Raw genomic sequence first — 25561 nt, 5'->3', positions numbered from 1 at the left:
TCGTTTTCCTGTACGAATGAAATAGCTTGGTCATGCTTCTATCGTTCCGAATGCTTTCCATGCTCCCGGCGAGCCCGCCGACGTACAAACCCAACCGATGCCGCCTCCCGGAATTGGCGTCGTATTGTACACGATATCCCCTCGCGCATACGCCCCCGTCGTCGGCGCGGCAGAGCGATGCGTCACGGCGCCGTTCCAACTGTTCCCGTCTTCTTGAAGCGCCGTAACGCCCGCACCTGTGTACGTTACGGGTCCGCTTGCGACCGCTCCGCTCACGACATTGTTTTTGATGCTGGCGATATCCACTGCGGACGTTCCCCCGATGCGGAAAGCTCTCTGGGTGCCGTTTACGCTCACCACGTTTTTCACGATATTGCCATGCAGAAGCAGCTCGCCGATATTTTCGGCGGCGATTCCTTGACTGGAGGGCGAGTCGAGCATATTCCCCGTAATGGACAAGCACAAGTTCTTTTGCACGCCTACGTACCCGATCCCCGTGCTTCCGGCAGATTTGATCAAATTGTCGGCGATAATGCCGTTCCCTTCGCACAGTGTGTAAGTAATGCCGCTGCCGCCCGTATCGGAGATCATATTGTTCGCGATCGTGAAATGCTTGACATTCCCCACATAAATACCGATGTCCGCCGCGGAGTCGATCATATTGCCCGACACTTCCACCAAATCGGGCTTGTTGTCCGCCGTCCCTGTAATCTCGATGCCTCTAAATCCGCTGCCTTTGACAATGTTGTCCGTAATCACATAACGCCCCGCGACCGGTCCGACCGTCGCAGGCACCAGACTGATGCCGGAAGCGCTTGACGGAATATGCTGGGTCACGCCATGGATCACATTGCCGGAGACGATCAAATTATCGGCGTTCACCTTGCCCCGAATCGGAGCTACGTGACTGTTTTCCAGCCGGTTGCCGGTCACGACGACATTGCGGGACCAAATATACAAATCGATAACGCCAATACCGCTGCCGTTCGTAAACCGGCCATATCCGCTGAAATAATTATCGGTAATGGAGAGCTTCGAGTATTCGACAGACGAAACGTTCGTTCCGGCAACCGATATGGCCGGGATGCCTTCGCCCGATTCCGAGGGCGTATGCTCAAAGTGGCAGCCTTCGATCGCGGCCGTGGCGGCATCGGCTATATAGAGGGTGAACGTGTTGTACGCCGGACTCGACCGGCTTTCCGAACCGTTCGTAAACCGGCAGCGAACCACGCGAAGCATTTCCCTGTTCGTTTCCGTTCTGTCGCCCAGAAAACGAATCGCGCCTTCGCAAGTATTCGTCATGTGGACGCGTTCCGTATGCAGGATGGCTGGACGCGATATTCCCAGACCGACTGCCGTACAGTTGAGCGCAAACTTCCCTTGCCCGTACGTTTGATTTTGGTTGTTCTGGTCGATCGTCAAATCGAACAGGGAGACTTGCGTCCCTACCCCACCTACTTGAATAAAATTCCGGTTGGACAGCTCCTTTTGCTTGATCACCGATTCCGGGCCTTCCCCGCTCCATTCGATCGAGCTTGCGATCGTAATCGCAGCCGCGATGTATACCCCTTTCGGAAAAAACAATCGCTTTCCGACCAGAGCGTCGACAGCGGCTTGGATGCAAGCTCCGTCATCCGAGGTTCCGTTGCCGATTGCCCCGAATTGCTTGACAGAAACGATTCCGGTCGCGCACAATTTCCATCGTCCTCCGTCCGCGGCTACGATCACGGTTCCGCCGTTGTCCGAACTTGCCATGTCCCCCGTATCCAGAGCGTACAGCCCGCCGCCGCCATCCCCCGGTATGTAGTAACCGGATGAATACGCTTTCGTCACTTTCGTACGGTCGACCTCACGCAATGCTTCTATCGAGTCTACTCCGATTTGCGCTTCCAAACCTGCACCGCCTCCTCCCCCGTAAACCGCTTGAACTACACTTCCGAACCCGCTCCCGCCGCCATGAAGAGCTTGAAATAACAAGGCTGCGCTTCCTGTCGTTCCGATTGCCGCAAGCAATTTCCTTCGGTTGATTTGCCAATCGTCGCTCATCGCTTCGCCCTCCGTCTCAAAATGAAAAGGGAATATGCCTTATCTGGTTTATAATTTTAAATAAATTGTGATTTACATTATTTCCCTTTTCGTAATCAATCATAGGTCGATCCTTTCCTTTTGTCAATGTATTCAAAGAAAAATAATGATTCAAATATTCAACCTCGAAAAATATCTTAATTGATTTATAATTTTTATTATTTATTAGTAAACCAGATAATGATTGAAGTGGTCAATTTGCTGCACCAATGGGATTGGTAAAATACCGGGAAAATAGCGAAGCGTTTTAGGTTACGTTTTGCGCCAGAAGTCCCAGTGAAATTTATCTGTCGTACACATAGCAAAGCGCATGCCGGAGTCGGCATGCGCTTTATAGGCTGCGGGAGCTGCTTATTCCTCTTTCGCGGCTTCCGCATATTTTTTGAAATTGTTTAAAATCGCCTGCCACCCGGCCTGCTGCATCTCGACGGCGTTGGTTTCTTCTGCATCGAACGATTCAATAATTTTCGTGTCGTTGTCTTGGCGAATAAACGCGATCTTCACTTGTCTGCCGTCGGCGATCGTATAAGTGATACTCTCGTTAAGGCTCACCTCGTCGTATACGCCGCCGAAATCAAATCCGAAGCTGCCGTCCTTCGCTTCCATTCTCGAAACGAATTTACCGCCGACCTTCAGATCATTCTCGGCGTATGGCGTATGCCAATCATCGGATGCGAAACTCCATTGCGTGATGTGCTTCGGTTCCGTCCAATAGGCCCACACGCTTTCGACGGGAGAATGAACGATCGTCTCGATTGTTATCGTTACCGGACTGCCTGTTCCCATTACATAATCTCCTAGGTGGCTAAGATACAACACCTATTATAGCATGAAGCGGCAGCTAGATTTCTTTTCGATTGCTAGTATACAAATTTAACATTTTCAATACGCCACGCCGTCCGTCACTTGCCGCCTCAATCCATCCATCCCTTTTCCTTCGACAACGTAATCGCTTCAATCCGGTTGCCGACCTCAAGCTTGTCCAATATACCGGAAATATAGTTGCGCACCGTGCCCGTCGTCAGAAACAGCTCCTCCGCCGTCTCCTTGGTCGTCTTCCCGGCGGCCAACCTTTGCAATATTTCCTTCTCCCGGTAGGTCAAAGGATTTTCCTCGTTGTACAGATCGACGATCAGCTCGGAGGCGTAGATGCGCTTCCCGGTCATGACGCTGCGGACAGAGCCGGCCAGTTCCTCGATTGGGCTGTCCTTCAGCATATAACCGCTTACCCCCGCTTTTACCGCCCGCTCGAAGTATCCGCTGCGGGCAAACGTCGTCAGGATAATAAACTTGCAGCCTTTGCCCTGCAGTTCCTCCGCGACGTCCAAACCGGTCTTGCCGGGCATCTCGATGTCCAGTATGCAGACGTCCGGCTTCAGGCGAACGATCAGCTCGACTGCTTCTACCCCGTTGCTCGCCTTGCCGACCACTTCCAGATCGTCCTCCAGATCCAGCAACGCTCCAAGAGCGCCGAGAAGCAATCGCTGATCTTCCGCTATGACGATTCGAATCATACGCCCTTCTCCTCTTCCAGTTGTTTGATGACGTTCGGAACGGTCAACACCACTCGGGTTCCGCTGCTGGAGTCAATATCCAGGCTTCCATTGACGAATTCCATGCGCTCCCGCATGCCCTTGATGCCGTTGCCCTCCCTGCGTCCCTCCGGAATGCCCGCGCCGTTATCGCGAATCGTAATGACCGTATCGGTGGCGGATTGCTCGATCTGCACAACGCATTCCTCGCTCCGGCTATGGTTGACGACATTGTTGACCGCTTCCTTGATGCACATGCTGAGCACGTTTTGCACATAGGCCGACACATGGGGCAATGCGGCATCGCCCGCGAAGGCGAAACGGATATGAGCCGCGGCCAAAATTTGCTTGACCCGTACAAGCTCCTCCTCCACCTTCATCCCGCGCATGTTCGAGACGAGCTCCCGCACTTCCTTCAACGCGGTTCGCGCGGTGTGATGGATGTCGTTCAATTCGTTCTTCGCCTGCTCCGGACGCTTCTCGAGCAGCTTGGACGCCAGCTCGCTCTTCAATCCGATCAGCGACAGCTTCTGCCCCAGCGTATCGTGGAGATCGCGCGAAATCCGCTCCCGCTCCTCCTGCTTGATCAGCTCGGCGATCCGTTGCTGCGCGTCTGCCAATTGGTGCTGCAGCTGATCGCGGCTCTGCTGCGAATGCTGGTTGAACGGAATGAGAACCACCCCGATCAGACATAGGATCACGAACGGAAACTGGATCATGAAAAACACGTCTCTCGTATGAAAGCCGTAATTGATCGCCAAGAACGTGATGACCACATGCAGGGAATACAAAATCCGGAACGGCAGCTTGCTCTTTATATTTCCTAGATAGAAGGCGACCGGAAGCGCCAAATAGACGTATCCGTAGACGAGCATAATGACCACGGACGTGGCCATCTGCACGACGGTCAGCACGATGCGCATGCGGTCTTTCGCCCGGTAAGAGCCGAGATTGATCGCAAAAAAGAGCAGCAGCAGAACAACGCCAATCGTAATCTGCTCCGACGTCGGAGCCGTTACGATGAAGTAAAACGGAACGATGAAGGAGATGACCATGATATAGGGCATCATCCCCCAGGAAAGCTGGAAAATGTAAAGCCATTTCTTCTCCATACGTACCTCGTCCTGTCCGGATAACCGTGATTGGACTTATCATACCATGCCGGCCCGTCCATGTTAACAAAGGATGGCCTACCCGAGGGATAAGACCATCCTTGCATATGACGCTCATACGCCAACGCTTCGACGCTTATTGCTCCATCTGCGTCAGCAGCCGCTTGCTCTGGCCCGCTTCCGTAGGGAATGTCTCGTATATTTTTAGCGTTAAAGGATAATCGAAGTTTTGGGTCGTGCCGGCGAAGCGGATTTTATTGCTGCCCGCTACGAGGCGTCCCGCCCCGGCCAGCGGGTTCGTGCTGCTCGCGACCAGCCGGTCGGAGCCGTCATACAGCTCGAACAGCAGCGAAGGGAATGCGGCGTCGACGCGGACGCCGGGCTCGCGCTCGATCGACAAATCGTAATTGCCGATATAGGCATACTCCATCGTTTGCGGATTGAAGACAAAGTTGGTGCTGGTGGTGCGGACGCCCAGCCGGAACGGATAGACGGCGAACTGATCCCGCTTCTCGTAAGGCACGGCATCCAAACGATAGCCGGCAATGGTCGTCTTGTAAGGCGCCGCCGTCACGGCGTCCTCGATTTTCAGCACTAGCCCTTGTCCGGTCTCTGCGACCGGCAAGGTGAACGCATAGTGGATCGGCACGCTTTCCTTCGGCAATAACGGCGCCCCGCCTGCCGTTTGTCGGCTGCCGTCGTAGCGGTAGCCGCCCGAGCTCAGCAGACTTGTCTGGAATACCGGAATCGGGATCGGGCTGTCGCCGTTGTTGGTCAGCACGAATGTAGCCGTGACCGTCCTGCTTCCTTCCTCCGCGTTGTCGCTGATCGGCAGCTCGACGAGCGAGAGCCGCAGATCGGGATGAATGAGCGTATTGTTGGCATCCGTTTCGATGACGTTCCCGAACGTATACGCCGGATAAGAGCCCGATTCCGACCCCGGGGACCAATCGATGCGCAGCCGCCCGACCTTATAGCTGACCGGAGCGCTTCCCGCCGCTCCCAGGAACGTCTCGGCGGTCAGCACGTTGAAGCCGGTCAAGATCGTGTCCGTATCGGTCGGTATGGCATAATGAATGTAAGTATCTTCCTTCGCCTCCAAAGCGAGCGGCCCTTGCTCCACCCGGCTTCCGGCGAATACCTTGTTCGCGCTTCGGCCGTCGACGGCAAAATCCGGGACGGGCTCGCGACGATCCGTCGGATTGGAGGCAAGCAGTTGGACGACGTACACAGCGCCTTTGTCCGTCGCATCCTTCCGAACGCTAACGGGCTTGTAAGTAATCGGAGACTGCTGGGTCGGGAACGAGAACGACTCTCCCCATGCTTGCGTAACCGACGGATCGGCTGCCGCGACACCCTCGCTGCCGTTCCAGGGACGGGAGACGACAGGGATGGACAGCAGCAGCGTTTCTTTTTTCGGGTAGACGTAGTAGTCGACTTCCTTCAGCAGCACTTCCGCCAGCTCTACGCCGTCCGTCCGGTCAATCTCGGCCAAAAAGCTCAATTCCGCGCTTGTCTTCGGCTGGACCGATTTGGCGTTCGCCGCGCTCGGTTCCAAGGCGTACTCGGCCCCGTCCCGCGTGCGGACAAGCAGCTCATAGTCCGCAAGACGCGTCGCCGCGCTGCCGGTATTGCTCAGCCTAAGCACGACGCCGACCCGGCTCCCTCCGCTTTGCCGTTCGTTCAGAACGCTTTTCATCTCCACCTTCAGCTGCTCCGACAGCGCGTAAACCGCGGCCTGCGGTGCGGATACGCTGGTAGCCCCGACATCCGAGGCGGCGAAGACCGCCGCGCCCGGAACGCCTAACATGACCGAGATCAGGGAAGTTGCCACTGTCATCCGAAACGTTTTTTTCAAAAGACTCGCCTCCATCGTTGGGTTATGGGTTCGCCTGCTGTACGGGTTCTTTGTCCTTCAACAGATTTTGGCCGGATACGATCACTTGTTCGCCTTCCTTTACACCCGAGATTGCTTCTTGATACGTGTCCTTCAAACGGCCCAGCTCCACCTTCCGTTTTTCCGCGACGCCGCCGTTCAGCAAGTAGACGTACGTGTCGCCGCCTTCGCGGACAACGCTGGTGGTCGGAACCGTGACGACGACCTGATCCGCTTCCTCGTTCAGCAATATTTGCACCTTCATGCCCGGCTTCAGCTTGCGGTCGGGATTCTGGACCTCCAGCTCGAGCGAGTACGCCTTCGTCTGCGCGCTCATCACGTCGGCGAGATAGGTCACCGTGCCGGTCAGCCGTTCGGTCGACCCCGGTACGAGGAGACGGAGTTGCTGCTTGCCACGGATCAGCTTGGCGGCGTCTTCGGTCAATTCCGCCTTCACCTTGACGGGATCGAGCCGCTGAATATCGCCAGCCGAGAAACCCGCGGGAACCGTCATGCCAGCTTCGACGCCAAAATCGGTCAAAACGCCGGCGATCGGCGCCCGCACCTCAAGGTTTTCCAGCGCGCGGTCAATCTCCTGAACGGACAGCTGAGCGGTTTGCAACCCCTGCTCCAATTGAGAAAGGGAATTGGTCGATTCCATCGTTTTCAATTTGCCCCGGCTGCTATCCAGATCCAGCCTCAGCCCGTTGAGCTGCGTTTCCAGCTGCTCCAGCTGGATTTTGGACGCCAGCCCCTGGTCGTAGTCGTTTCTCATTTTATTGTAGGTTTTTTCGACATCCCGGACGGATTGCTCCAGCTTGGCGATCCCGTTCTGAAGGTCCCGCTTGCCGTCGGCCAAGTCCTGGGTCGCTTTGTTCAGCTGCTGCCGCGTTCCGCTGATCGACACCTGCGCCTTTTCCTTTTGCAGCAAGACGTCCTTCGGATCGATCCGGAACAGCAGCTCGTCCTTCTCGACGGTATCGCCGCGTTTCTTCAGCACTTCGAGCACCTCGCCGCCCGCCTTGGTCGCCACTGTCATGCGGGTGGACGGCACGACGTCCGCGACATGCTGCGCCGGATCGTCGATCGAACGCTTCTCGATTTTGGCCGTCTTCACCGTCTTGACCTGCGACTGCTCCGCGGCCGCAATCGGCTTGGCCTCGGGCGTGGCGTTGCAGCCTGCGAGCAGAGCGACTCCGAGCAGGAGGGCTCCGGCGGCGGCCTTGTTCTTGGTTGCCATTCGGAATGGTTGTTTCATACAGTCAGTTCTCCTTTTCGGTCGATGACTCAATGAGTTGGCGCGGCGGGGCCGCTCGGCACGCCCGGCTTCGTTCTCCGCTTGCGCGTCAGACGTTTCTTGATGTTGGTAATCAGCTCGTACATAACGGGGACGACGACCAGCGTCAATACCGTCGACGTTGTCAGTCCGCCGATTACGACGACCGACAGTCCCTTGGAGATCAGAGCGCCTTCGGAGAAGCCCAAAGCCATCGGCAGCATGGCGACGATCGTCGCTCCCGCCGTCATAATTATCGGACGAAACCGGCTCATCCCGGCCTCGATCAACGCTTCCCGCGTATCCATGCCGGCTTCCTCGTTCTGCTGCACGCGATCGATCAGCACTATGGCGTTCGTCACGACGACTCCGATCAGCATCAGGAAGCCGATCAGGGAAGTGACGTTGATCGTTTGCCCGGTAAGGAACAGGCCGAGAAATCCGCCGATCGCCGCCAGCGGCAGCGAGAACAGAATGACGAACGGCGCGCTCGCGTTGCCGAAAGCAAGTACCATGACGAGGTAGACGATGCAGATCGCCGCGGCCATGGCGAGCATCATCTGCTGAATGCTCGATTGAATGTCGTCGTTGACGCCTTGCGTTTCGGTGCGGATGCCGTTCGGCAAGCTGACCGACTTCAGCGCCTCACTCACCTGATTGCTGACCCCACCTTTGTTCCGGCTGTCGATAGAAGCGCTGATCTTGACGTACTGTTCCTGGTTTTCCCGCGTAATGCTGGACGGAGCGTCGGTTTGCCGCACTTGGGCGACGTCGGTCAGGTTGACGATCATATTCGTCGGCGTGCGAATTTGGAATTGACCCAGCTTCAGCAGAGAGTCCTTAAACCGATCGTCCAGCATTATCGTTACCCGGAAGACGGTATTATCGAACCGGTACTCCCCGAACTTCACTTCGGACAGCCAGCTCGATACGCTTTCGAGCACTTGAGCCGCGGTCAAGCCGTACAGACGCGCCTTGTTCTGATCGACCTTGACCTCCACCTCGGTCTTTTTCTCGCTGAGACTGTCTTTAATGTCCGAGAGCTCGGGGAATTCCCGCATTTTTTCTTTAATCAAGGCCGCCCCCGCTTCCAGCTGAAGCAAGTCGTCGCCTTTGAGCAGGTAGGCGAAGTCTTCGCCGGTTCCCATGCCTGCGGTTGCCGTCAAGTTGCCGGTTACCTCGGAGCCGCTCGGCAGCAGGGCGGCTATTTTCGCTTCGGTCTCTTTCACGAGCTCGGTCGGGTTCGAAGCCTCCGAGGAGGACGCCAAAACGACGCTTTTGTACGGCACGCGATCGTCACTGTTGTCGTAGCCGACCATCGATTCGATGTACGTGAAGGCCGCTTCGCCCTTCGGGTCCTTCTGTTCGGCGAGCAGCGCCTCGATTTCCTTGACCTTGGCGTCCATCGTTTCGAAGGACGTCTCGCGTTGCATGCGGATGCTGAACTGCATGTCTTTGCCGTTCAAGCTTTCCGGTATAAACTCGCTTCCGAGGAACGGCACTGTGCCGCCCACGGTGACGACCAGCAGCAGGACGGACGTCAGGACGGTTTTCTTCGGGTTGGCAAGCGCCCAGCCGATGAGGCGCTTGTACGCGCTCATGAATTTGCCGTCGGCCGACTCGTGGTGCTTGACGTTGTCGCTATTGAGCACCAGCAGCTTGGCCAGCATCGGAATGACGGTCAAGGCGACCAGCAGGGACGCCAGCAGGGACACGACGAGCGTAATCGCGAACGGCCGGAAAATGTCTCCGAGAATGCCGCCGACGAACGAGATCGGCGCAAACACGCCCACCGTCGTAATCGTCGAAGAGGTAATGGCGGATGCCACTCTGGCCGTAGCCAGCTTGATGACCGATTCGTTGCGGTTCTGGCTTTTTTGCAGCTCGCTGTAAATATTCTCGATGACGACGATACTGTCGTCCACGACGCGCCCGATCGCGATCGTCAAGCCGCCGAGCGTCATAATATTGAGCGAGATGTCAAGCCCGTTCATGACGAGCAGCGTGAGCAGCACCGACAACGGGATGGAGACGAGCACGATCAGCGTCATGCGCATGTTCCGCAAAAACAGCAGGATCATTGCCGCAGCGAGAAAAGCCCCTATGGCCCCTTCTTTCAGCATGCCGTTGATCGATTTTTTGACCTCCACCGCCTGATTCATGATCGTCGTAAACGAAACGTCCGGGTACTCCGCCTTCCACTGTTCGACCAGTTTGTCGATTTGGGCGGAAAATTGGACGGTATTGGCTTCTTTCGTTTTGAACAGCGACACCGCGATGGCCGGTTCGCCATTCAGCCGGGACAAGAAGGTCGATTCGGAGATCGCTTCGACCTTGGCGATCTGCTTCAGCAGCACCGTATCGCCCGTAGGCGTGGTCAATTTCATATTTTCCAGACCGTACAGGCTGTCCAGGTCGCTATTGATCCGAACCATCTGGTTGTTGCCCCCGAACTTGACGCTGCCCGCAGGGCTGGAGACGATCGACGCCTGAATGCTTTGGGATACTTGATTCGGCGTCAAGCCGTAGTTCAAGATGGCGTTCAGATCAAGCTTCAGCTTCAGAAGCGCTTCCTGGTTGCCGATCGCATCGACATGGTCGAGACCGCTGAGCGTGCCGAGCGTCGGCTCGAAAATATCGTTGAAAATCCGGTCCAGCTCTTCCTGGCTCATGCCGTTTTTACCGCTGATCGCCAAATTGTAGACCGGTATCGAGCCGAAGCCGAACGTCAACACCTGCGGCTTCTCCGCCTTTTGCGGCAGCTTGACGTTGGCGAGCAGGCTTTCAATGTCCTGCTTGGCGTCTTCCGGCTTGCGTCCGTTCGCCAGCTCGATTTGAATCATCGAGAAATTGTCCGAGGAGGTCGAATGGATTTTTTTGACGCCCTCCGCTCCCGCGATCGCTTTCTCGAGCGGCTTGCTGACATCCTCCATGACATCGCGCGGAGGCGCCGTATACACCGTGGTGACAAACACCAGCGGCAGCGAAATATCCGGCATCGTCTCCTGCTTCAGAGAAACGGCGGAAAGGCCGCCTGCCCCGAACAATATCGCGCAGATGATCAGAATCGCCGCCACGTTTTTCATGGAAAAGCTCGTTAACTTGTTCATCATTTCTCTAATCCTCCGTTACGATGGCTGGCAAACGTCCTCTCCTTATTGTAGTAAGCGGAGAATTATCGTTTAAGTAGCAAACGTAAGGAATTGTATATGATAAATATCATATTGCGCGATCGGCCGCGGCTAACGATACAAGTCTCGATAAAATAAAAAATCCGCGATATGCGCGGATTCGACACGTAAATGGCAGCTCTAACGGCTTTCGTACTGGACGCTTGCAAGAAGAACGACCGAAGACGCTGCAGGAAAACCCTCTTCGGCCCACTGAAACATCTCTTCGTTTACTGCTCCGTACGGCGAATCGTTCCCATACAGGAGAATGACCGCATTATAAGCTTGGACGGTCTCATCGAGCGCAGCCGGCAGTTGTTCGACGAACGGCTCATGTGGCGAATATTCCAACCGCAAATACTCGATAAAAGCTATACGCTCTTCCTCATTGCCCACAACATGCAGCTCGAGAAAATCCCCATCGATCCAGGAACGTCCAATGCTTGCCAGAAAAGCGGATGGTAGTGCATCTCCGTCATCGTCGTAAACGCTCTCTACAAAAGCTTCCAGTTCTTCTGAGGAAGAAATGTTGGCCCCCCATATCATGACGATATGTTTCATCTGTACTCCCCTACTCTACTTTCACTATTCATATATTCATACCGACTTCCCAAAACTTCAGCATTGGCAAGCAGCACCCATTGATTTACCTCATCGTAGCCGGATACCATGGCGATAACACGATAGCGAGGACACATCCACTCGGAAGGCGTGACCGCTTCCAGAGCGAACGTATCCGTTATGCCCACTGCAAGCGGCTCCAACAGGTTGATCAATGTACCTTGAGGAAAAAAGGCTTCGATGAATCCTTCTACTCTAACTCCGACAGGAAAAAGACTTTGGGTCCGATGCCAGTGCTCCATGCTGACTTGAAGCTGTTCGTACCAAAGCGCCTCGAATTCCGCCTGGCTGATGTCTTCGTAATAAGTTTCGGCAGGATCAAGAGGGTGTTCCGATAGCATGAAATGATAGGGCTCATGCTTTCGATTTGAAGTAATACAACTGCCATCCTCCAGGGTGGCGATCTGTCTAAAGGCCGTGCCATCCGCATCGATTTCAAAATGCCAGATGCTCATCCGCGATTGTCGATTAGATTTGAGATATCTCAAAATACAACCTCCGCCCATCTCCCGAAGTTCCTTAAAGACGTTCTGTTCTCCTTAATGAACTTTACCCCATACTGATACTCCAATTCAAATATGTAGAAGTTGAATGTAACAAAGAAAAACCGCTTACAGCCCTCGGACAGGCCATAAACGGTCTTGCAGCTTCAGATGTCGTGTTCTTTCTATAAATTCCTCTATGACAGCGGTACGACGGCCGCACGATAAATTTTGCTGAATGACAAGTTGGTAAAATCGATATCGAATATGTGCAGCGATTCGGGTGCCGTTACTTGCAGCGGTATCACCATAGTCGTCAAGTTGGTCAGATTAGTAAAAGCATAGTTATTGAAAAGGACGGCTCCGCTTGGATCTCTCACAACCGTATGCGCTCTTCCGTTACCCGCGGCCGTATCGGGATTGCCCTCTGCCGTAATTTGCAATTCGAAAGCGGCTGCCAGCTTTGGATTTTTCACGTACAGCTTAAAGCGAAAGTTTTTGTTTTCACCCGATTTCAGATGCCACGCCTTGTTGCTCCCGTTTTCGATAAAGGGCAGATCCAGATTCGCAAGCGTCCCCGAAATGTTCATCTGGGGAAACACATTGTCGAATTCCATCACGTTCAGTTCCGGCTGTATGCCGCTTATGACATACGGCAAACGTTTAATGGGCGACAATTCCTGGTAATACAGCTGCGTATTCCAAGGGTAGCGCCTGTCCCACTTTGTCGTAACGATCTCCAGGAGGTTGTCCAGAACGCCGTTAAAGGGCGTAGGTGAATTCAAGCTAATCACGTTGCCGGAAGCGCAGCCTATATAATCTCCGTTGTATACGATTTTGACATAAGGTCTGTGCAAGGCGACAGAAAGGGAAACGTTCAGATGGTTCATATGGATCTTGCACGAATCCGGGTTATACAGGTAGTACATTTCGGGCGCCGACTTCACCCCGTTCCGTTCCAATTGCTCGCTGTAATTATGCCGCAGCTCCGTACCGTACGAGCGCCACAGCGTAATCCCGCCGATTCGGGTTGCATCCAGCAAATCGTTCTGCTCATAGACGTTATCCGCCCCCATCCCGAAGGACGAAAAATACCACGCCACCCGTTCGTCATGAATGTGCCGAGCATTGCGGTTGAACCGGTTTCGTTCCGCCTTAGCCAAGGTGCACCCGATATTCTCAAAGGCGATTCCAAAATTGTCAAACAGGCAGCTCTTGACTTCCGCACCGTAAACCATCACGAGATGCAGCCCAACGCCAAGCGACTCCAAATCTCCCCTTGCGGGGACTAGGGCGGATTGGGCTTCCGGGTCATGAAGCGCATCATAGGTCCCTTGGAATTTAATATCGGTTATTTTCACCGTTCGTGTCGGATTCGCCGTATTCGAATAGTCCGTTCCCAAATTCCAACGATTCGTAATTCCGTATTTGGCGTTCAGCGTAAAGCCGCTGACACTGAAAAACTCATACCTCGTTCCGGGCGTAAACAAATTGATCGCGAATTTCGTAGAATCGGTCATGTTGATGATAACGCTATGCAAGCCCGCGCCCTGAATAATCGTACCTTGGGGGAACTGTAAGGTGTCGCTGATGGTGTATGTTCCGGCCGGGAAGAACAAGATGCCGCCCTTCGTCAAGCTGTTGGCCGCCGCCTGAATGTTCGCCGTATCGTCCGCAATCCCGTCGCCGACTGCTCCAAAATCTTTCACGCTGACCGATTCGCGCAATTTACTGCCGACGGTTCGCTCCAACTGCGCCGGACCATACTTGTAGGTTACGGAGTCGGCGTCCGACACCTCTCCGCCGTAAACCGAGGCTGTAACGCTGGATGCCCCATTCACTTTATGAAGCAATCCTCCCGATACGACTGCGACACCAGCCGCACCGATTGTTGTCAGCATCGCTCTCCGGCTTATTTTCCCGCCGGATGCCGGCAGTTCGGCTTGCAGTCGTTGCATGCCGTCATGGGCCTCGTTTGCAATCTCTTCCGCGTTTGGCTTCCTCTCGTTCATCTGGATCCTCCCTTATACGATCGCGATCGCGTCAAGCTGTCAAACTCAATTGCCACACGACGATTCTGCTTCTTCTCCACGTATAGCTAACGAACACGTCATTGCCGACCGATACGATTGCCGGATACGAATACTCCCCCGGAGCGTCTTCCAGCACAAGCGTTTCTCCCCAAGTCACGCCGTTGTCGCGGGATAGGCTGATGACGATGGGCGTCCTTTTCCCCCAATTCTGGCCGACCGGGTTGTACACGAGAGCCAATGCACCGCCGTCCATCCGGACAAGATCAATTCCGCTATTGTTGTTCGGAAGCCCGGTTGTATAAGCAGCGGACCAAGTTTTCCCGCTGTCCGCCGAATCGCTGCGGCATATGAGGCCGGTGGAGCTTCGCAAGAGCATGTGTACTTTTCCTGGCTCCGACTCCCATAAGGTCGGCTGTATGACTCCTTTTCCTTGGAGGGACGTTTCCGCCACAAGGGATAAGGGACTTTCCGAAACGACAGGCTCGACCGGTTTCACCGGAACATCCGAAGCTTCTGCTTCAGACTGCTGCAGCGATATCCTCTCGCTGGCCGCCCACGTCATCCCGTTATCGTGCGACAAATCGGCGAATGCTTCCCATATGTCCAGCTCGAGAGATGCCGGGGCTACCCAAGTGCCGTCCTGCAAAACAATCGGTTTGTTTTTGACCGGCCCTCTTCCGCCGGAGTCGCCTTCGACCAATATGTGGGGGACGCTCCATGTGATGCCGTCATCCTCGGATAGGAGGTACATCGTTCTCCAGCTTCTGATCGCTTTTCCCACTTTATAGAACAGCCATACTTTTCCGTCCGCTTCTCGGAATAATACCGGATTCCAATGAGGCTCCCCTTCTTCATCCGCTACCTTGACAGGAGGCGTCCAGCCTCCATCCGTGCGGCGGGACGACCAGATCGCCACATCGTCCGCCCCCTCGCGCGTGCCGGCAAACCATGCCGCTACAAGATCGCCGTTCGGGAGCGCAATCAAGGTAGACGCATGACAGCTCTCAAATGAAATGTCGTCCGCGAAAACATACTCTTGAAGCTTTATTTCGTAACCCATGCTTATCACCTCTGTTTAGTCTGAACGATACGATGCGATGACCGGCGGCATTTCGTTCCAGCTCACGCCGTTCTCTACTTCTTCGCCTTTTCCTCGTCGATCTTCTTGTTAATGATTTCTTCCGCTTCTCTTAACGCTGTATTGATGTCTTTTCCATTAAAGGCGACTTCCTTGAATTTCTTCACCATCTCCGTACCGGCTAAGGCATCGTATCTCGTTACCGAGCTCGGCGAAGGGGCTGGCATACCGGACACGAAGGCGGCAACGTTTCTTCCTTTCGTATGCGGCATCTCCGAAGCGAACGATTTCTTGATTTCGGTTTTTTTCAAGATGGACGGCTCGCCGATCCGAGAGCGCTCGGTTTGGATTTCTTCGGACAACAGATGCGCCACGACCTTGAACGCTTCATTTTTGTTTTGGCTCGTCTTGGTGACGTACAGCCCCGATACAACCGGTTGTATTCCCGTCTTTGGCCCCTCTGCGAACGTTGGCAAGGTGACCATATCCCAATCGTAGCCATTCTGGGTCGATTCGATCAAAGGACTCAATATATTGGGTACGGCGAACATCGCCACCGTCTTATCTTTCAAGAAAGGATTAAACACGTTCGGCAGCGCCCCCGGATTGTTGCCGTTGATATCGTAAAACTTCTTCATAGCAGCAAACAGCGTCTTCCAGCCGTCCGTCTGGACGTTCGCCTTGTCGGTCTTATTGTCGATGAACGGCAAAGACAATTGATTGTACGGGATTTGGAAATCTGCGACAAAATCGAACCCGCGGTATTGGACGCCGCCATCCGTACGGGTCATTTTCACGGTCAAGTCATACACTTCATCCCAGTTCATCCCGTCCTTCGGGTAAGCCACCCCGAACTTGTTGAACAGGTCTTTGTTGTAGTATAAGGCGGCGTGGCCTTGTCCTACGGGAAGACCGTAAAGTTTGGCGTCTTTTTTATCGATCTTCAAGCTGTCTATGCTTATAGGATCGATCCCGCCGGGATCGAAGCCGTTCGCCTTCATCAGCGGCGTCATGTCCTCGAGAATGCCCAGATCGTTATACTCGAACGTCGATTTGACCCCCGATCCTTGAATGATGTCCGGCACCCGGTTCGCCGTTACGAGATCGGCCAAGCTCGACCCTTTCTCATTTTTGATATGGACGAGTGTAATGTGCGGATATTTCTTCTTGATCGGCTCCACCCACAAGTTATTCCACAAATACTCCGAATAGTTGGATGGATTAAATACCGTAATCGTAACCGGTTTATTGGTTTCCACAATCTGCGGCGGCGCAGCTTCCTTGGCCTCCCCGCCGCTGCAGCCTGCCAATACCGTGCCAACCGACAATAGGATCGTGGTGAGAAGCGTCGTTCGTTTTGTTTTGTTCATCGTTGAACCTCCCGTAACCGCTATGTTTTTGTATTGTTCCACAAGCCTGCAGCGAGCATTTCCCTTTCCCGCACCCCCTTTATCTTATCGTGCAACCCCCGCCTGCACTTTGGTTAAGCGCTTGCACAATTAGATTACTGTATCGAACCGAATCTGTATTTGGTATAAATTCAGCAATTCGGCGGCATGAACGTCGCGCTTTCCGCCTCTATTTGTACAAAAACAACTTGCCGCTCCCCTTTGAAAAAGACCGGGCGCCCTCTCCGCGAGGGTAAAGGTCAATTATGTGCAAATGGGACTGGGCTGCCGATGTTTACGGGCTTTCGATCGCCGAATAAAAACCAAATACAATAGGGCTTGTCTTTTGATAAATTAGTAACAAAGGAAAGGACAGTCTTTCCTAATGATCGTACAAGAGAGGTGGCATCGGAATGAACAAACCGTTTTTGTCGCCGTGGAACATGGAGCAATTGCATCGTTCCCCGCGAATATACCCGTCCGACGTTAACGCCGCAAGCGGCATCCATTCGATTTTTTATGAAGGGCTGCCTTTCCAAGGAAAAGCAACGCGTATCTTTGCCCATTACGGATTGCCGGAAGCGGCAGTCCATGAGAAAGTGCCGGCCATCGTCCTCGTTCATGGAGGCGGGGGCACCGCCTATGAAGAATGGGTGAGTTTATGGACAAGTCGGGGCTATGCCGCAATTGCCATGGATTTGGAGGGACACATTCCCGACAAGTCGGAAGGAACGACGAAGCGGCTCGTTCATACGATGCCGGGTCCTTCAAGAGAGGGCATCTTTGTGGATTGCGATGAGCCTGTCGAGGAGCAGTGGATGTATCATGCAGCCGCCAATGTCATGCTGGCCCATTCTCTCCTGCGCAGCATGCCGTCCGTAGACCCGCAGCGGATCGGAATAACGGGGATATCATGGGGAGGCATCGTCGCCAGTCTTGTTGCCGGCATCGATAACCGCTTCGCCTTCGGCATTCCCGTCTACGGCTGCGGTTTTCTGTACGAAGCCCACAATGAATGGGGGCAGCGGTTCGTGGATATGGGGGAAGCAAGTGCCGAATCCGTCAAACGGTTGACCGAGCCCTCCGCGTATTTGTCCCGCGTCACGATGCCGATGCTATGGGTAAATTGGCTCTGCGATCCGCATTTCGGCATGAATATTTTCAGTAAATCGTATACCCTCGCCAAAAATGGAATCGAACAGTCGGGCCTATGCATTTACCCCCGACTCGGCCATTCTCATCCACTGGGCTGGAAACCGGACGAAATTTATGCGTTCGCGGATAGTATCGTCCGCGGCGGCAAACCTTTGCTGCGCCTCGGCGAACCTTCGGAGAAGGATGGAGCAGCTTTCGTGGACTACTCTTCCGCCGAAGGCAATGAACCGCTTCATGCCGAGCTGTACTATACAGCCAATTGCGACAACTGGCAGCTATGCGAGTGGGCAACTGCCGATTGTACGTTGAACCGCTCGGACAACCGCGTCTCGATTCGCCTTCCGCAGGACGCCAAAGCTTTCTTCATTAACGTTCGTGATTCGCGCGGCCATACGAGCAGTACCCCTGTCATCGTGCGGTCACCCCGTTTACACGCCGATTCCGGTACCTTATAGTAAGGGTATGACGACTGTTGACGGGAACGGATGGGATACGATGATCATTCGCACTTATCAGAATGTAGTGGACAACAAAAAGAAAAACAGTGTGGGCGGCGGTACTCATCCGTTCTACGAAATATTGTGCATTACCTCGGGAGAAGTGACGCTCGAATTCATGAACGAATCGTTCCGCTCCGTAAGCCGCACGCTGTTTCTAATTCCGGACAATATCCCGCACCAGCTCTACAAGCAGTCCGATTCGGCCGCATACTGGTACTTGGAGCTGGAGAAAGGGGCGGGCTCCCTTACGGAGGTCGCCTCCTTCCTCTCCGTCAGCGATGCGATAGCATGGAACCGCATACAAAGCGGCGACGAAGCGTTGTCCTCAACCATGCCCGGGCTGGCCGGGCTGATCGGCTCGACGGTCGATTCCATCGCGGCCGCTATGAGCAACGATAGCCTTTCCCGCCAAAGCGAATTGCGCGAGCGGATCGTTCTGCTCGATGTAAACAAGCTTTTCCTCCAAATTACCGCGGCGCTCCAGCAGCACCGCCAGTTGGATACCGCAACTCCCGAGCTGGCGGAAGAGGATCCGAACAAACAGCTTGTTCAAGATTTGATGCACTATATGGAAAACGCTTATTTGCACGAAGTCAAGCTGCAAATGCTTGCCTCGCGGGCTCATTTGGCCTCTTCTTATTTGATTCGCCTCTTCAAGACGCACACGGGGACAACTCCCTACCAATATTTGCAGGAATTGCGGATGAATGCGGCGAAAAGCTATTTGACCAACACGAGCATGACGGTCAAAGACATTGCCGAGACGAACGGCTTTCCCAGTATCCATTACTTCAGCCGCCAATTCAAGAAGCGGTACGGCATGAGTCCAAGCCGTTGGCGGCAAGCCCAGGAAGCGGAGTAAACCGCTCATTGCTGCTGCATATGGTAAAAAAGGGCGTCCTAGTGGACGCCCTAGCTCGTTTAGCTCCTTCGCTCCTCCAAATATTGTTCAAGCTGATCGAAAGTTCCTCCGAAGCCCTGCTCCATGGACTCGAACATGCCCTCAAAAAAGCTTTGTTCTTCTTTGGTAGCGTTGTTCGGACGGCTGCGAAGAGTTATGGTCGTTATACTGTTCGTTTCACTAAAGGTTACCTCGTTGTGTATTTCCAGCGGGATCAAATCACTGAATGGAGCTCTGACAATGTTGCCCTCCTCATCCGAAAAACAGTTGAGCCAGACAATCTTCTCGTTAGGCTGGATTTCCCGATACACAAATTTCCCCCACATTTGCCCGCCATCAGGAGATTGCATGCTGTAATGGAAAAAACCGTTGGGCCGAAAATCCAAACCCTTTACCGTTATTTCAAATCCTTTCGGTCCCCACCAGTGCTTCAGGTGCTCTGCCTCAGACCATGCTTTGAAAACAAGGTCGCGCGGTGCCTTAAATTCACGAGTGATGACTAGCTCCTTGCTTTCTGAGTTCGACGTCATATCCATTCCTCCATTACCTTTGTATTTATTAAAATATATCCGAAAAGGAATATTCCAGTCAAGGAATATTTAATTCCAAGCTAGTTCAGCATATTTAAAATTTTGGTAAGCACCGCTTCTTTGTTAGACCAATGGATATAGTGTTTAGAATTGGCTATGGTTTCCTGATGACTCTCGTTGGACCAATGCAATAGCTGTTGTTGCACCTTTTCCCAATTACCGCCACTGTCCGATGATACAATGTGCAAAGGAATATCCTTTAAATAACCTCCATCAATGACTAATTGAGCATTTTCGTTCATAGTTCTTATCGAATTGACATTACTATTATCTCCAAGGTGATTGTAATACATAGCGATGTCTATCTCTTTTATTTTATTCGGAAGCCCCTTATACCGTATGTTTTCACCTGCAAAAGGAAGCAACAACCCGATATTCCCCAATGCTCTAGCCACCCCGGTCACTCTCAATCCTGCCGTAACTCTATTGATTAGATATGAACTGATTTCCAAATTTTTTTTAGCATAAAATTCCGGACTACCGCCATCCAGCAACAAAATTCCTTTGACTTCATTTGGATATTTTTGAGCATAATGAATGACTTCCAATGCAGCTAGAGAATGTCCGACTAACAGGTAAGGCGATGCTTCCTTCGCTGTCTGAAGCAGCTCGTGCAGTTCTTCCACCACGGTGTCGATGGTTCTTGGGATATTTGTCCGTTCACTCCAGCCATACCCCGCATGGTCGTAGCTTACGCTCCTTGCATATTGCTGCAGTTCGCTTTGCAAAAAATAAAAATCGGTGAAAGCACTTGGCGTTCCCGAGCCTGCTACAAAAACAATGGTCGGTTTACCTTCACCAACACCATACATATGTATGTCATGGGAGTTTACGCGATAAATGTCTCCTCGCTGCAAAAATAGGTTCGCTTCTCTCTTCAGCATGATGTTTTGCCAAATACCGCCGACAACCAGTAGTATCAAAACAATCAACATCGTAATCAATAGTTTTACTCTTCTTCTTCGGATTGCTCTTTTCATATTTTTCAGACCAGCCCTTATCAACACATATTGGCAAAAGCGCTCCTTTCAGTTTACAACATTAAGCAGGAATCCAATTATTTAATTTACTAATAAGGCTTGCGATCAAGTACACTGTCATTAGGTATGAGTTCAAAGGAGATATGGACGATGACTTTACACGTTGCCAAAATTCATGATTTGTTCGATCAATTTACGAGATTGGTAGACGGGCACATTCAACAAAGAAACTGGGAGCAGCGGCTTACCATTCCTTCTCATATAGGCAAGGGAAATGTAACACGAACACGTATTCGTTCCGGCATGGAAATTATGATGACGGGTATCACTTTCGAACAAGATATGAAACTCCAGATCCAGGAATCGTGCCAGTTATTCGAATTGAGTTATTGTGTCAGTGGCGAAATTCATTGCGAGTGAAATGGTAAAAAAAGCCATACCGTTTCACAAACAGGCAATGTCCTCTATCTTGAGGATGTTCGGGTCTGCGAGGAGAAAAAGGCGGGCATCCGAAACCAGCTTCTTGAAATAAGGTTTACACCTAATGAACTGCTGCGTTATGCCGAGGATGTAACAGAAACACGGAAAATGGAAACCTGGCTTAAACATCACCATGGAAATATTGATCCATTCCCGAATACCCCGGCCATCCAAAGATGTATCTCCGAAATGATCCATTGTACGCATCTGGGAACCATGAAACGGTTATATATGGAAAGTAAGGCACTCGAATTTATAGCGTTGTTTGGCGAGTCGGACGGATACGGCTCTGTTGGCGGAAGCGTGATGCTTCGCCATAGCGATATTTCCAAGCTGCAGCAAGCTCGTGAGTTAGTTCAAAAGCATTTCGAACAACCATTGTCTATTCGCGAGTTGTCCAAGCGGGTCGGCTTGAATGAATTCAAGCTAAAAAAAGGATTCCGCGAATTGTTTGACATGACTATCTTCGAGCTTGTGCGTCAAATAAGAATGGAGAAAGCTCTTTGGTATATGGAAGTAGAGCGTTTGAACGTCGGTGAAACCGCCTTTCGGTCGGCTATAGCAACGTCAGCAATTTCACGACGAATTTTCGTAAGCATTATGGCTGCAATCCAAGCGATTATGTCAAACGTATTAGCCAGCTTAATTTGGAGCAGAACAGACAAAAGAAGGTATTCTTTAGCTAAAAACTCTAAACTTTTTCTTGACGGACAGACAAGAAACAAAGGCAAACAAAGGCAATCAGAGACAGTCCAGCACATGCGGCCAAAGAAGCGGAAAATGCCCTGACATAGTCGGATAGGACAGCACTTGCCAAAGATTTCCGCAGTGCAGCGGAAAACAAAATACTGATCAACGCTACTCCTAACGAATTGGCCACATACATGACGGTATTAAACAAGCCCGAACCTGAACCTGCATCCTTCACCGGGATTGTCCCCATCACGACACGGGTGAGCGGCGTTGTGACCAATCCGAGCCCCAACCCATAGACCAGCAGAAGAGCCAAGTATGGCAGACGCAGCAAATGCGTCGCATCTATATGCAACAACAAAATGAATAAGAGACTGCAGGTCGCCGTTACCAAAGAACCAATTTTCGGCACAACCATCCCCCATCTGCCGACGATTCGAGACGAGACCAAAGAAGTTAGGAAGAAACCGCTGCCCAGAGGCAGAAAAGCGAGACTTGTCGCTTGAGCATCGAAATGCAAGCCGAACTGCAAATAATAAGTCAAGAGAAAAAAGAAAGAGAACATGCTGAGATAGATCAAAAAAACGGAAGCCATCCCCACACCTAATAAACGCTGTTTGAAAATGGTCAAATCGACTAGCGGTGCCCCATCACGTTTTTGCTTTCGAATTTCGAATGCAATAAAAGCAACCAGCAGCAGAAGCGATAGGAACAGACACCCCCAAATCCATTGCGGCCATCCCTGTTTTTGCCCCTCAGACAATGGATAAACGAGCAGAAACAGCCCGCTCATGATGAAGAAGGCACCGCCCCAATCGATCCTCTGTGTCCGATTGCCGCGCGATTCCGGAAGCAGCGGCACACATAGAAGAACAAAGATCCCAAAGGGAACATTGAAAAAAAATACGGTTCGCCAACCCCAATCAAACACGTTCCAATCGACAAGAATTCCTCCCAGAATGAGACCGAATGCGAATCCGAATCCGAGCAATGCTCCGTAAATACTGAAAACAAGTCCTTTTTCACGCGGTAGAAAATGGAGCTGCATCATGGATAATACCTGGGGCTGTATGAGCGCTGCGGCAAGCCCTTGCATAATCCGAATGACAATCAGGAGAGTCGGACTCGTAGTCAAACCTCCCAGCACGGCCATAAGCGTGAACCCGCTCACTCCGATTAACAGCAGCCGTTTTCTGCCGTATATGTCGCCAAGCTTTCCGCTGACAATAAGCGCTACGGCTAAACTGAGAGAAAAGCAGGTTACCATAAGCTGGGCATCGGAAAAACTGGCGTTCAGACTAGTCTGTATGAAAGGAAGAGCAACCTGGATCATGTAAGTATTCAAAGAATTAAGCAGGATGGGGAGAAGAATGACTGCCAGTACATACCATCGGCGCGGATCAACTTGCTGCCATTTATCTGCTGTTGGCTGATGATCGAGCATACGGATTACCTCCTCCAACTTCAAATTTGCGCAAATCCGCTTCATGAATTTCCAAAATTCCATTGATAATGGTTATCAACGATATTAATTATCAACGAAGTTGCGTTTAATCTCTACCTATTCCGGGAGACTCTCTCCTTATTAAGGGATCAAAAAAGGAGGCTCACAAAGTCCTTGAAGACTTTGCGACCTCCCGATGCTTTCTCCCTTTCAAGTTCAGTCCCTTACTGCAGGTAGAATACGTTCCTTAATCAATGTCCACCGATCGCGAGGATTCATGATGAATTCCGATGCGATGGCAACAACCAAATCTTTACCTGGAATGCAGCAAATCACATTGCCGCCATCGCCCATTGCCGAGTATGCGAAAACGCCATCCTCTTCGCGCAGCCACCAAAGATAGCCGTAATGATTAGGATTCATCGCTGTCGATTCGTCAACCCATGTCTTCGAAACGATCGGCTGGTCGTCCCAAGTGCCACCGTTCAGATAGAGTAACCCAAATCGCGCCATATCTCTTGGAGTTAGCGTAAGCCCCCAGCCTCCCGTGGAGTTGCGGCTTGGATCTTCGACCCACCCTTTTACATGTTTTCCGAACAACTCTTCAAATCCGAATGTTTTCATTTCATAATCCGGGATCTCTTTCATGCCAATGGGTCGAAATAAGCGTTCGTTGGCAAACGCACGGGCGCTTTGTCCCGTTGTACGGGTAATGATCGCCGAAAGCAAGTGCGCTCCCGCTGTGGAATACTTAAATGCTCCGATAGTTCCATTCTGGCCTAGCATATCCAGGGTATACTTCACCCAGTCGGGTTGCATACACATTTGGTCCAGCGGTTCCTGCCAGTCCGGAAACGGATAAGGGGCCGTCATCGTAAGCAGATGGCGAAGGGTAATCTCTTGTTTCTGCCTGTCAGCGGCATCGGGAACATAGTCGGGGAAAAAATCCAGCACCTTCTGGTCGACATGTTGAATAAATCCTGCATCGATGGCGATGCCGATGAGGGCAGATAGTATGCTTTTCGTGACTGACGCCACATGGTGCGTATCGTCCGGGCTGTAGCCCTTCAAATAGGTTTCATAGGCTATATATCCATTTCTCGCAATCACAATACTGCTTATATTGCTGTATTCGGCTTGTATCGCAGGCACAAGCTCGGAGAGCTTCTCCGTGTCCATTCTCAAGGTCGCCGGGTCTGCGGCTTGCCATTCTGTAGTGGGCCAGTCGTTTCTTTTCATCCTATTACCTCTCCAAAAGACGAATTTTTTGTTCCGAGCGTTAAGGAAAAGTCAAGACTTCCGCTATCTCTTCTTTACAGGAAAATACACCTCGGTAACGATATCCTCGGGAACGGCGGCATGATTGGCATCGGTTATATATACTTCGTATGGCGATTTCACTACTTCATATCCTTGTTGTTCCACCCATTCCCGCAGCTTGGCATATACCGAAGTCAATTCGGAATAGGGCCCCTTCAAGACAGACTTCGCACAAAGCCCCCCAGGCAAATCTCTCGTTCCCTTTACCACCTCTTCGATCGGAACGGCAAATTCCGTATCATTGCCGGAAGGATTGTATTCGGGGCTGTGATAAATCGTCATTGGCGTACCAAGCAAGGTGAGTTTTTCAGTCGCAATCTTCTCATAAAGCCTGCTGAAAAAGGATCCATATCCTGCCGCATAGTCTTCACGGCTCATCATCTGGCGCCTATACAGAATATTCTTTGGCCGGGTTTCAACAAGCTGCACGTCTATTTGGTCAAGGTACGACATGACCGGTATGCCTTTGCCAACATTTAATATGTCGCGATTGATTTGTTTTAGAGTGTATTCAAGTGCGTTTATGTTCTCCTGTATTTCCCTTCGCTTGCGAAAAAGCGCAGCACCAAACTTCTCTTCGAATTGATCCTCTTCCAGGTCCAGTATCGCTTTGATCTCTTCCAAAGAAAAATGGTACGACTTCAGGCGGTTAATCAAGAGCATCTTCTTTAGCTGCTTGATGGAATAATACCTATAACCATTCTCAGGATTAATCTCATCCGGATTGATTAATCCGATTTCATCGTAATACCGGAGCGTTTTAGTAGATACTTCGCATATTTTGGAGAATTCTCCGATCGTTAGCAAGCGCTCACCTCCATTCTTCCTGCAAAATCGAACCTTTC

Annotated in this window: 21 protein-coding genes; 4 read left to right on the top strand and 17 right to left on the bottom strand. The window is 52.1% G+C overall.

The window, feature by feature from the left end; all coding sequences use genetic code 11:
• Positions 1-30: 30 nt before the first annotated feature.
• From ABD796_RS34000 to ABD796_RS33945, 12 genes are all read right to left on the bottom strand, one after another.
• A complete protein-coding gene (locus ABD796_RS34000) occupies positions 31-2046 on the bottom strand; it encodes a right-handed parallel beta-helix repeat-containing protein (RefSeq protein WP_344916939.1) in 2016 nt (671 codons plus the stop codon).
• A gap of 390 nt (positions 2047-2436) precedes the next feature.
• On the bottom strand, positions 2437-2871 hold the full coding sequence (locus ABD796_RS33995; RefSeq protein WP_344916935.1) for an SRPBCC family protein: 435 nt from the start codon (positions 2869-2871) through the stop codon (positions 2437-2439).
• A gap of 128 nt (positions 2872-2999) precedes the next feature.
• Positions 3000-3599 (bottom strand): response regulator, encoded by a 600-nt coding sequence (locus tag ABD796_RS33990; RefSeq protein WP_344916933.1) that lies wholly within the window; start codon positions 3597-3599, stop codon positions 3000-3002.
• Complete coding sequence (locus ABD796_RS33985) at positions 3596-4729, bottom strand: sensor histidine kinase (RefSeq protein WP_344916931.1); 1134 nt, start codon at positions 4727-4729, stop codon at positions 3596-3598. The genes ABD796_RS33990 and ABD796_RS33985 overlap by 4 nt, the downstream gene beginning before the upstream one ends.
• Before the next feature lie 136 nt (positions 4730-4865).
• The gene (locus ABD796_RS33980; RefSeq protein ID WP_344916929.1) at positions 4866-6587 is read right to left on the bottom strand and encodes a hypothetical protein; all 1722 of its coding nucleotides are present in this window, start codon (positions 6585-6587) and stop codon (positions 4866-4868) included.
• A 22-nt stretch (positions 6588-6609) separates the two neighbouring features.
• Positions 6610-7863 (bottom strand): efflux RND transporter periplasmic adaptor subunit, encoded by a 1254-nt coding sequence (locus ABD796_RS33975; RefSeq protein WP_344916927.1) that lies wholly within the window; start codon positions 7861-7863, stop codon positions 6610-6612.
• 29 nt (positions 7864-7892) lie between these two features.
• Positions 7893-10991: an efflux RND transporter permease subunit gene (locus tag ABD796_RS33970; protein WP_379116140.1), complete on the bottom strand. Its 3099-nt coding sequence runs from the start codon at positions 10989-10991 to the stop codon at positions 7893-7895.
• A 201-nt stretch (positions 10992-11192) separates the two neighbouring features.
• Positions 11193-11612, bottom strand: coding sequence for an immunity 22 family protein (locus tag ABD796_RS33965; protein ID WP_344916924.1), 420 nt, complete (start codon positions 11610-11612; stop codon positions 11193-11195).
• Positions 11609-12160, bottom strand: a complete 552-nt coding sequence (locus tag ABD796_RS33960; protein ID WP_344916922.1) for a hypothetical protein — start codon at positions 12158-12160, stop codon at positions 11609-11611. Before ABD796_RS33960 ends, ABD796_RS33965 begins: the two co-directional genes overlap by 4 nt.
• A 191-nt stretch (positions 12161-12351) precedes the next feature.
• Positions 12352-14166 carry a glycosyl hydrolase family 28-related protein gene (locus ABD796_RS33955; protein ID WP_344916920.1) on the bottom strand — a complete coding sequence of 605 codons (1815 nt, stop codon included), beginning with the start codon at positions 14164-14166 and terminating at the stop codon, positions 12352-12354.
• Between the two features lie 31 nt (positions 14167-14197).
• Positions 14198-15247 (bottom strand): sialidase family protein, encoded by a 1050-nt coding sequence (locus ABD796_RS33950; RefSeq protein ID WP_344916918.1) that lies wholly within the window; start codon positions 15245-15247, stop codon positions 14198-14200.
• A gap of 74 nt (positions 15248-15321) precedes the next feature.
• Positions 15322-16635 (bottom strand): ABC transporter substrate-binding protein, encoded by a 1314-nt coding sequence (locus ABD796_RS33945; RefSeq protein ID WP_344916916.1) that lies wholly within the window; start codon positions 16633-16635, stop codon positions 15322-15324.
• 431 nt (positions 16636-17066) lie between these two features.
• On the opposite strand from ABD796_RS33945, the gene ABD796_RS33940 reads away from it, so the two are divergent.
• Both ABD796_RS33940 and ABD796_RS33935 read left to right on the top strand, forming a co-directional pair.
• Complete coding sequence (locus ABD796_RS33940) at positions 17067-18263, top strand: alpha/beta hydrolase family protein (RefSeq protein ID WP_344916914.1); 1197 nt, start codon at positions 17067-17069, stop codon at positions 18261-18263.
• 40 nt (positions 18264-18303) lie between these two features.
• Complete coding sequence (locus tag ABD796_RS33935) at positions 18304-19170, top strand: AraC family transcriptional regulator (RefSeq protein ID WP_344916912.1); 867 nt, start codon at positions 18304-18306, stop codon at positions 19168-19170.
• Between the two features lie 59 nt (positions 19171-19229).
• Here the strand turns inward: ABD796_RS33935 and ABD796_RS33930 are convergent, their stop codons facing one another.
• Together ABD796_RS33930 and ABD796_RS33925 are read right to left on the bottom strand one after the other, a co-directional pair.
• Positions 19230-19739 (bottom strand): SRPBCC family protein, encoded by a 510-nt coding sequence (locus tag ABD796_RS33930; RefSeq protein ID WP_344916910.1) that lies wholly within the window; start codon positions 19737-19739, stop codon positions 19230-19232.
• Between the two features lie 80 nt (positions 19740-19819).
• The gene (locus tag ABD796_RS33925) at positions 19820-20734 is read right to left on the bottom strand and encodes an alpha/beta fold hydrolase (RefSeq protein ID WP_344917544.1); all 915 of its coding nucleotides are present in this window, start codon (positions 20732-20734) and stop codon (positions 19820-19822) included.
• A gap of 195 nt (positions 20735-20929) precedes the next feature.
• On the opposite strand from ABD796_RS33925, the gene ABD796_RS33920 reads away from it, so the two are divergent.
• Entirely contained in the window at positions 20930-21199 is a 270-nt protein-coding gene (locus ABD796_RS33920; RefSeq protein ID WP_344916908.1) for a hypothetical protein, read from the top strand.
• 168 nt (positions 21200-21367) lie between these two features.
• Positions 21368-22048 carry a helix-turn-helix transcriptional regulator gene (locus tag ABD796_RS33915; RefSeq protein WP_344916906.1) on the top strand — a complete coding sequence of 227 codons (681 nt, stop codon included), beginning with the start codon at positions 21368-21370 and terminating at the stop codon, positions 22046-22048.
• On the opposite strand, the gene ABD796_RS33910 is transcribed toward ABD796_RS33915, so the two are convergent.
• From ABD796_RS33910 to ABD796_RS33900, 3 genes are all read right to left on the bottom strand, one after another.
• Positions 21951-23396: an MFS transporter gene (locus ABD796_RS33910; protein ID WP_344916904.1), complete on the bottom strand. Its 1446-nt coding sequence runs from the start codon at positions 23394-23396 to the stop codon at positions 21951-21953. The two genes, ABD796_RS33915 and ABD796_RS33910, sit on opposite strands and share 98 nt — an antisense overlap.
• A gap of 216 nt (positions 23397-23612) precedes the next feature.
• Positions 23613-24635 (bottom strand): serine hydrolase domain-containing protein, encoded by a 1023-nt coding sequence (locus tag ABD796_RS33905; protein WP_344916902.1) that lies wholly within the window; start codon positions 24633-24635, stop codon positions 23613-23615.
• 63 nt (positions 24636-24698) lie between these two features.
• On the bottom strand, positions 24699-25523 hold the full coding sequence (locus ABD796_RS33900) for a MerR family transcriptional regulator (protein WP_344916900.1): 825 nt from the start codon (positions 25521-25523) through the stop codon (positions 24699-24701).
• Between the last annotated feature and the right edge of the window lie 38 nt (positions 25524-25561).

The organism is Paenibacillus hodogayensis (assembly GCF_039536325.1).
Classification (GTDB): domain Bacteria; phylum Bacillota; class Bacilli; order Paenibacillales; family NBRC-103111; genus Paenibacillus_AB; species Paenibacillus_AB hodogayensis.
Note: the sequence above shows the minus strand (reverse complement) of the source record. Positions and strands in the feature narration are given on the sequence as shown.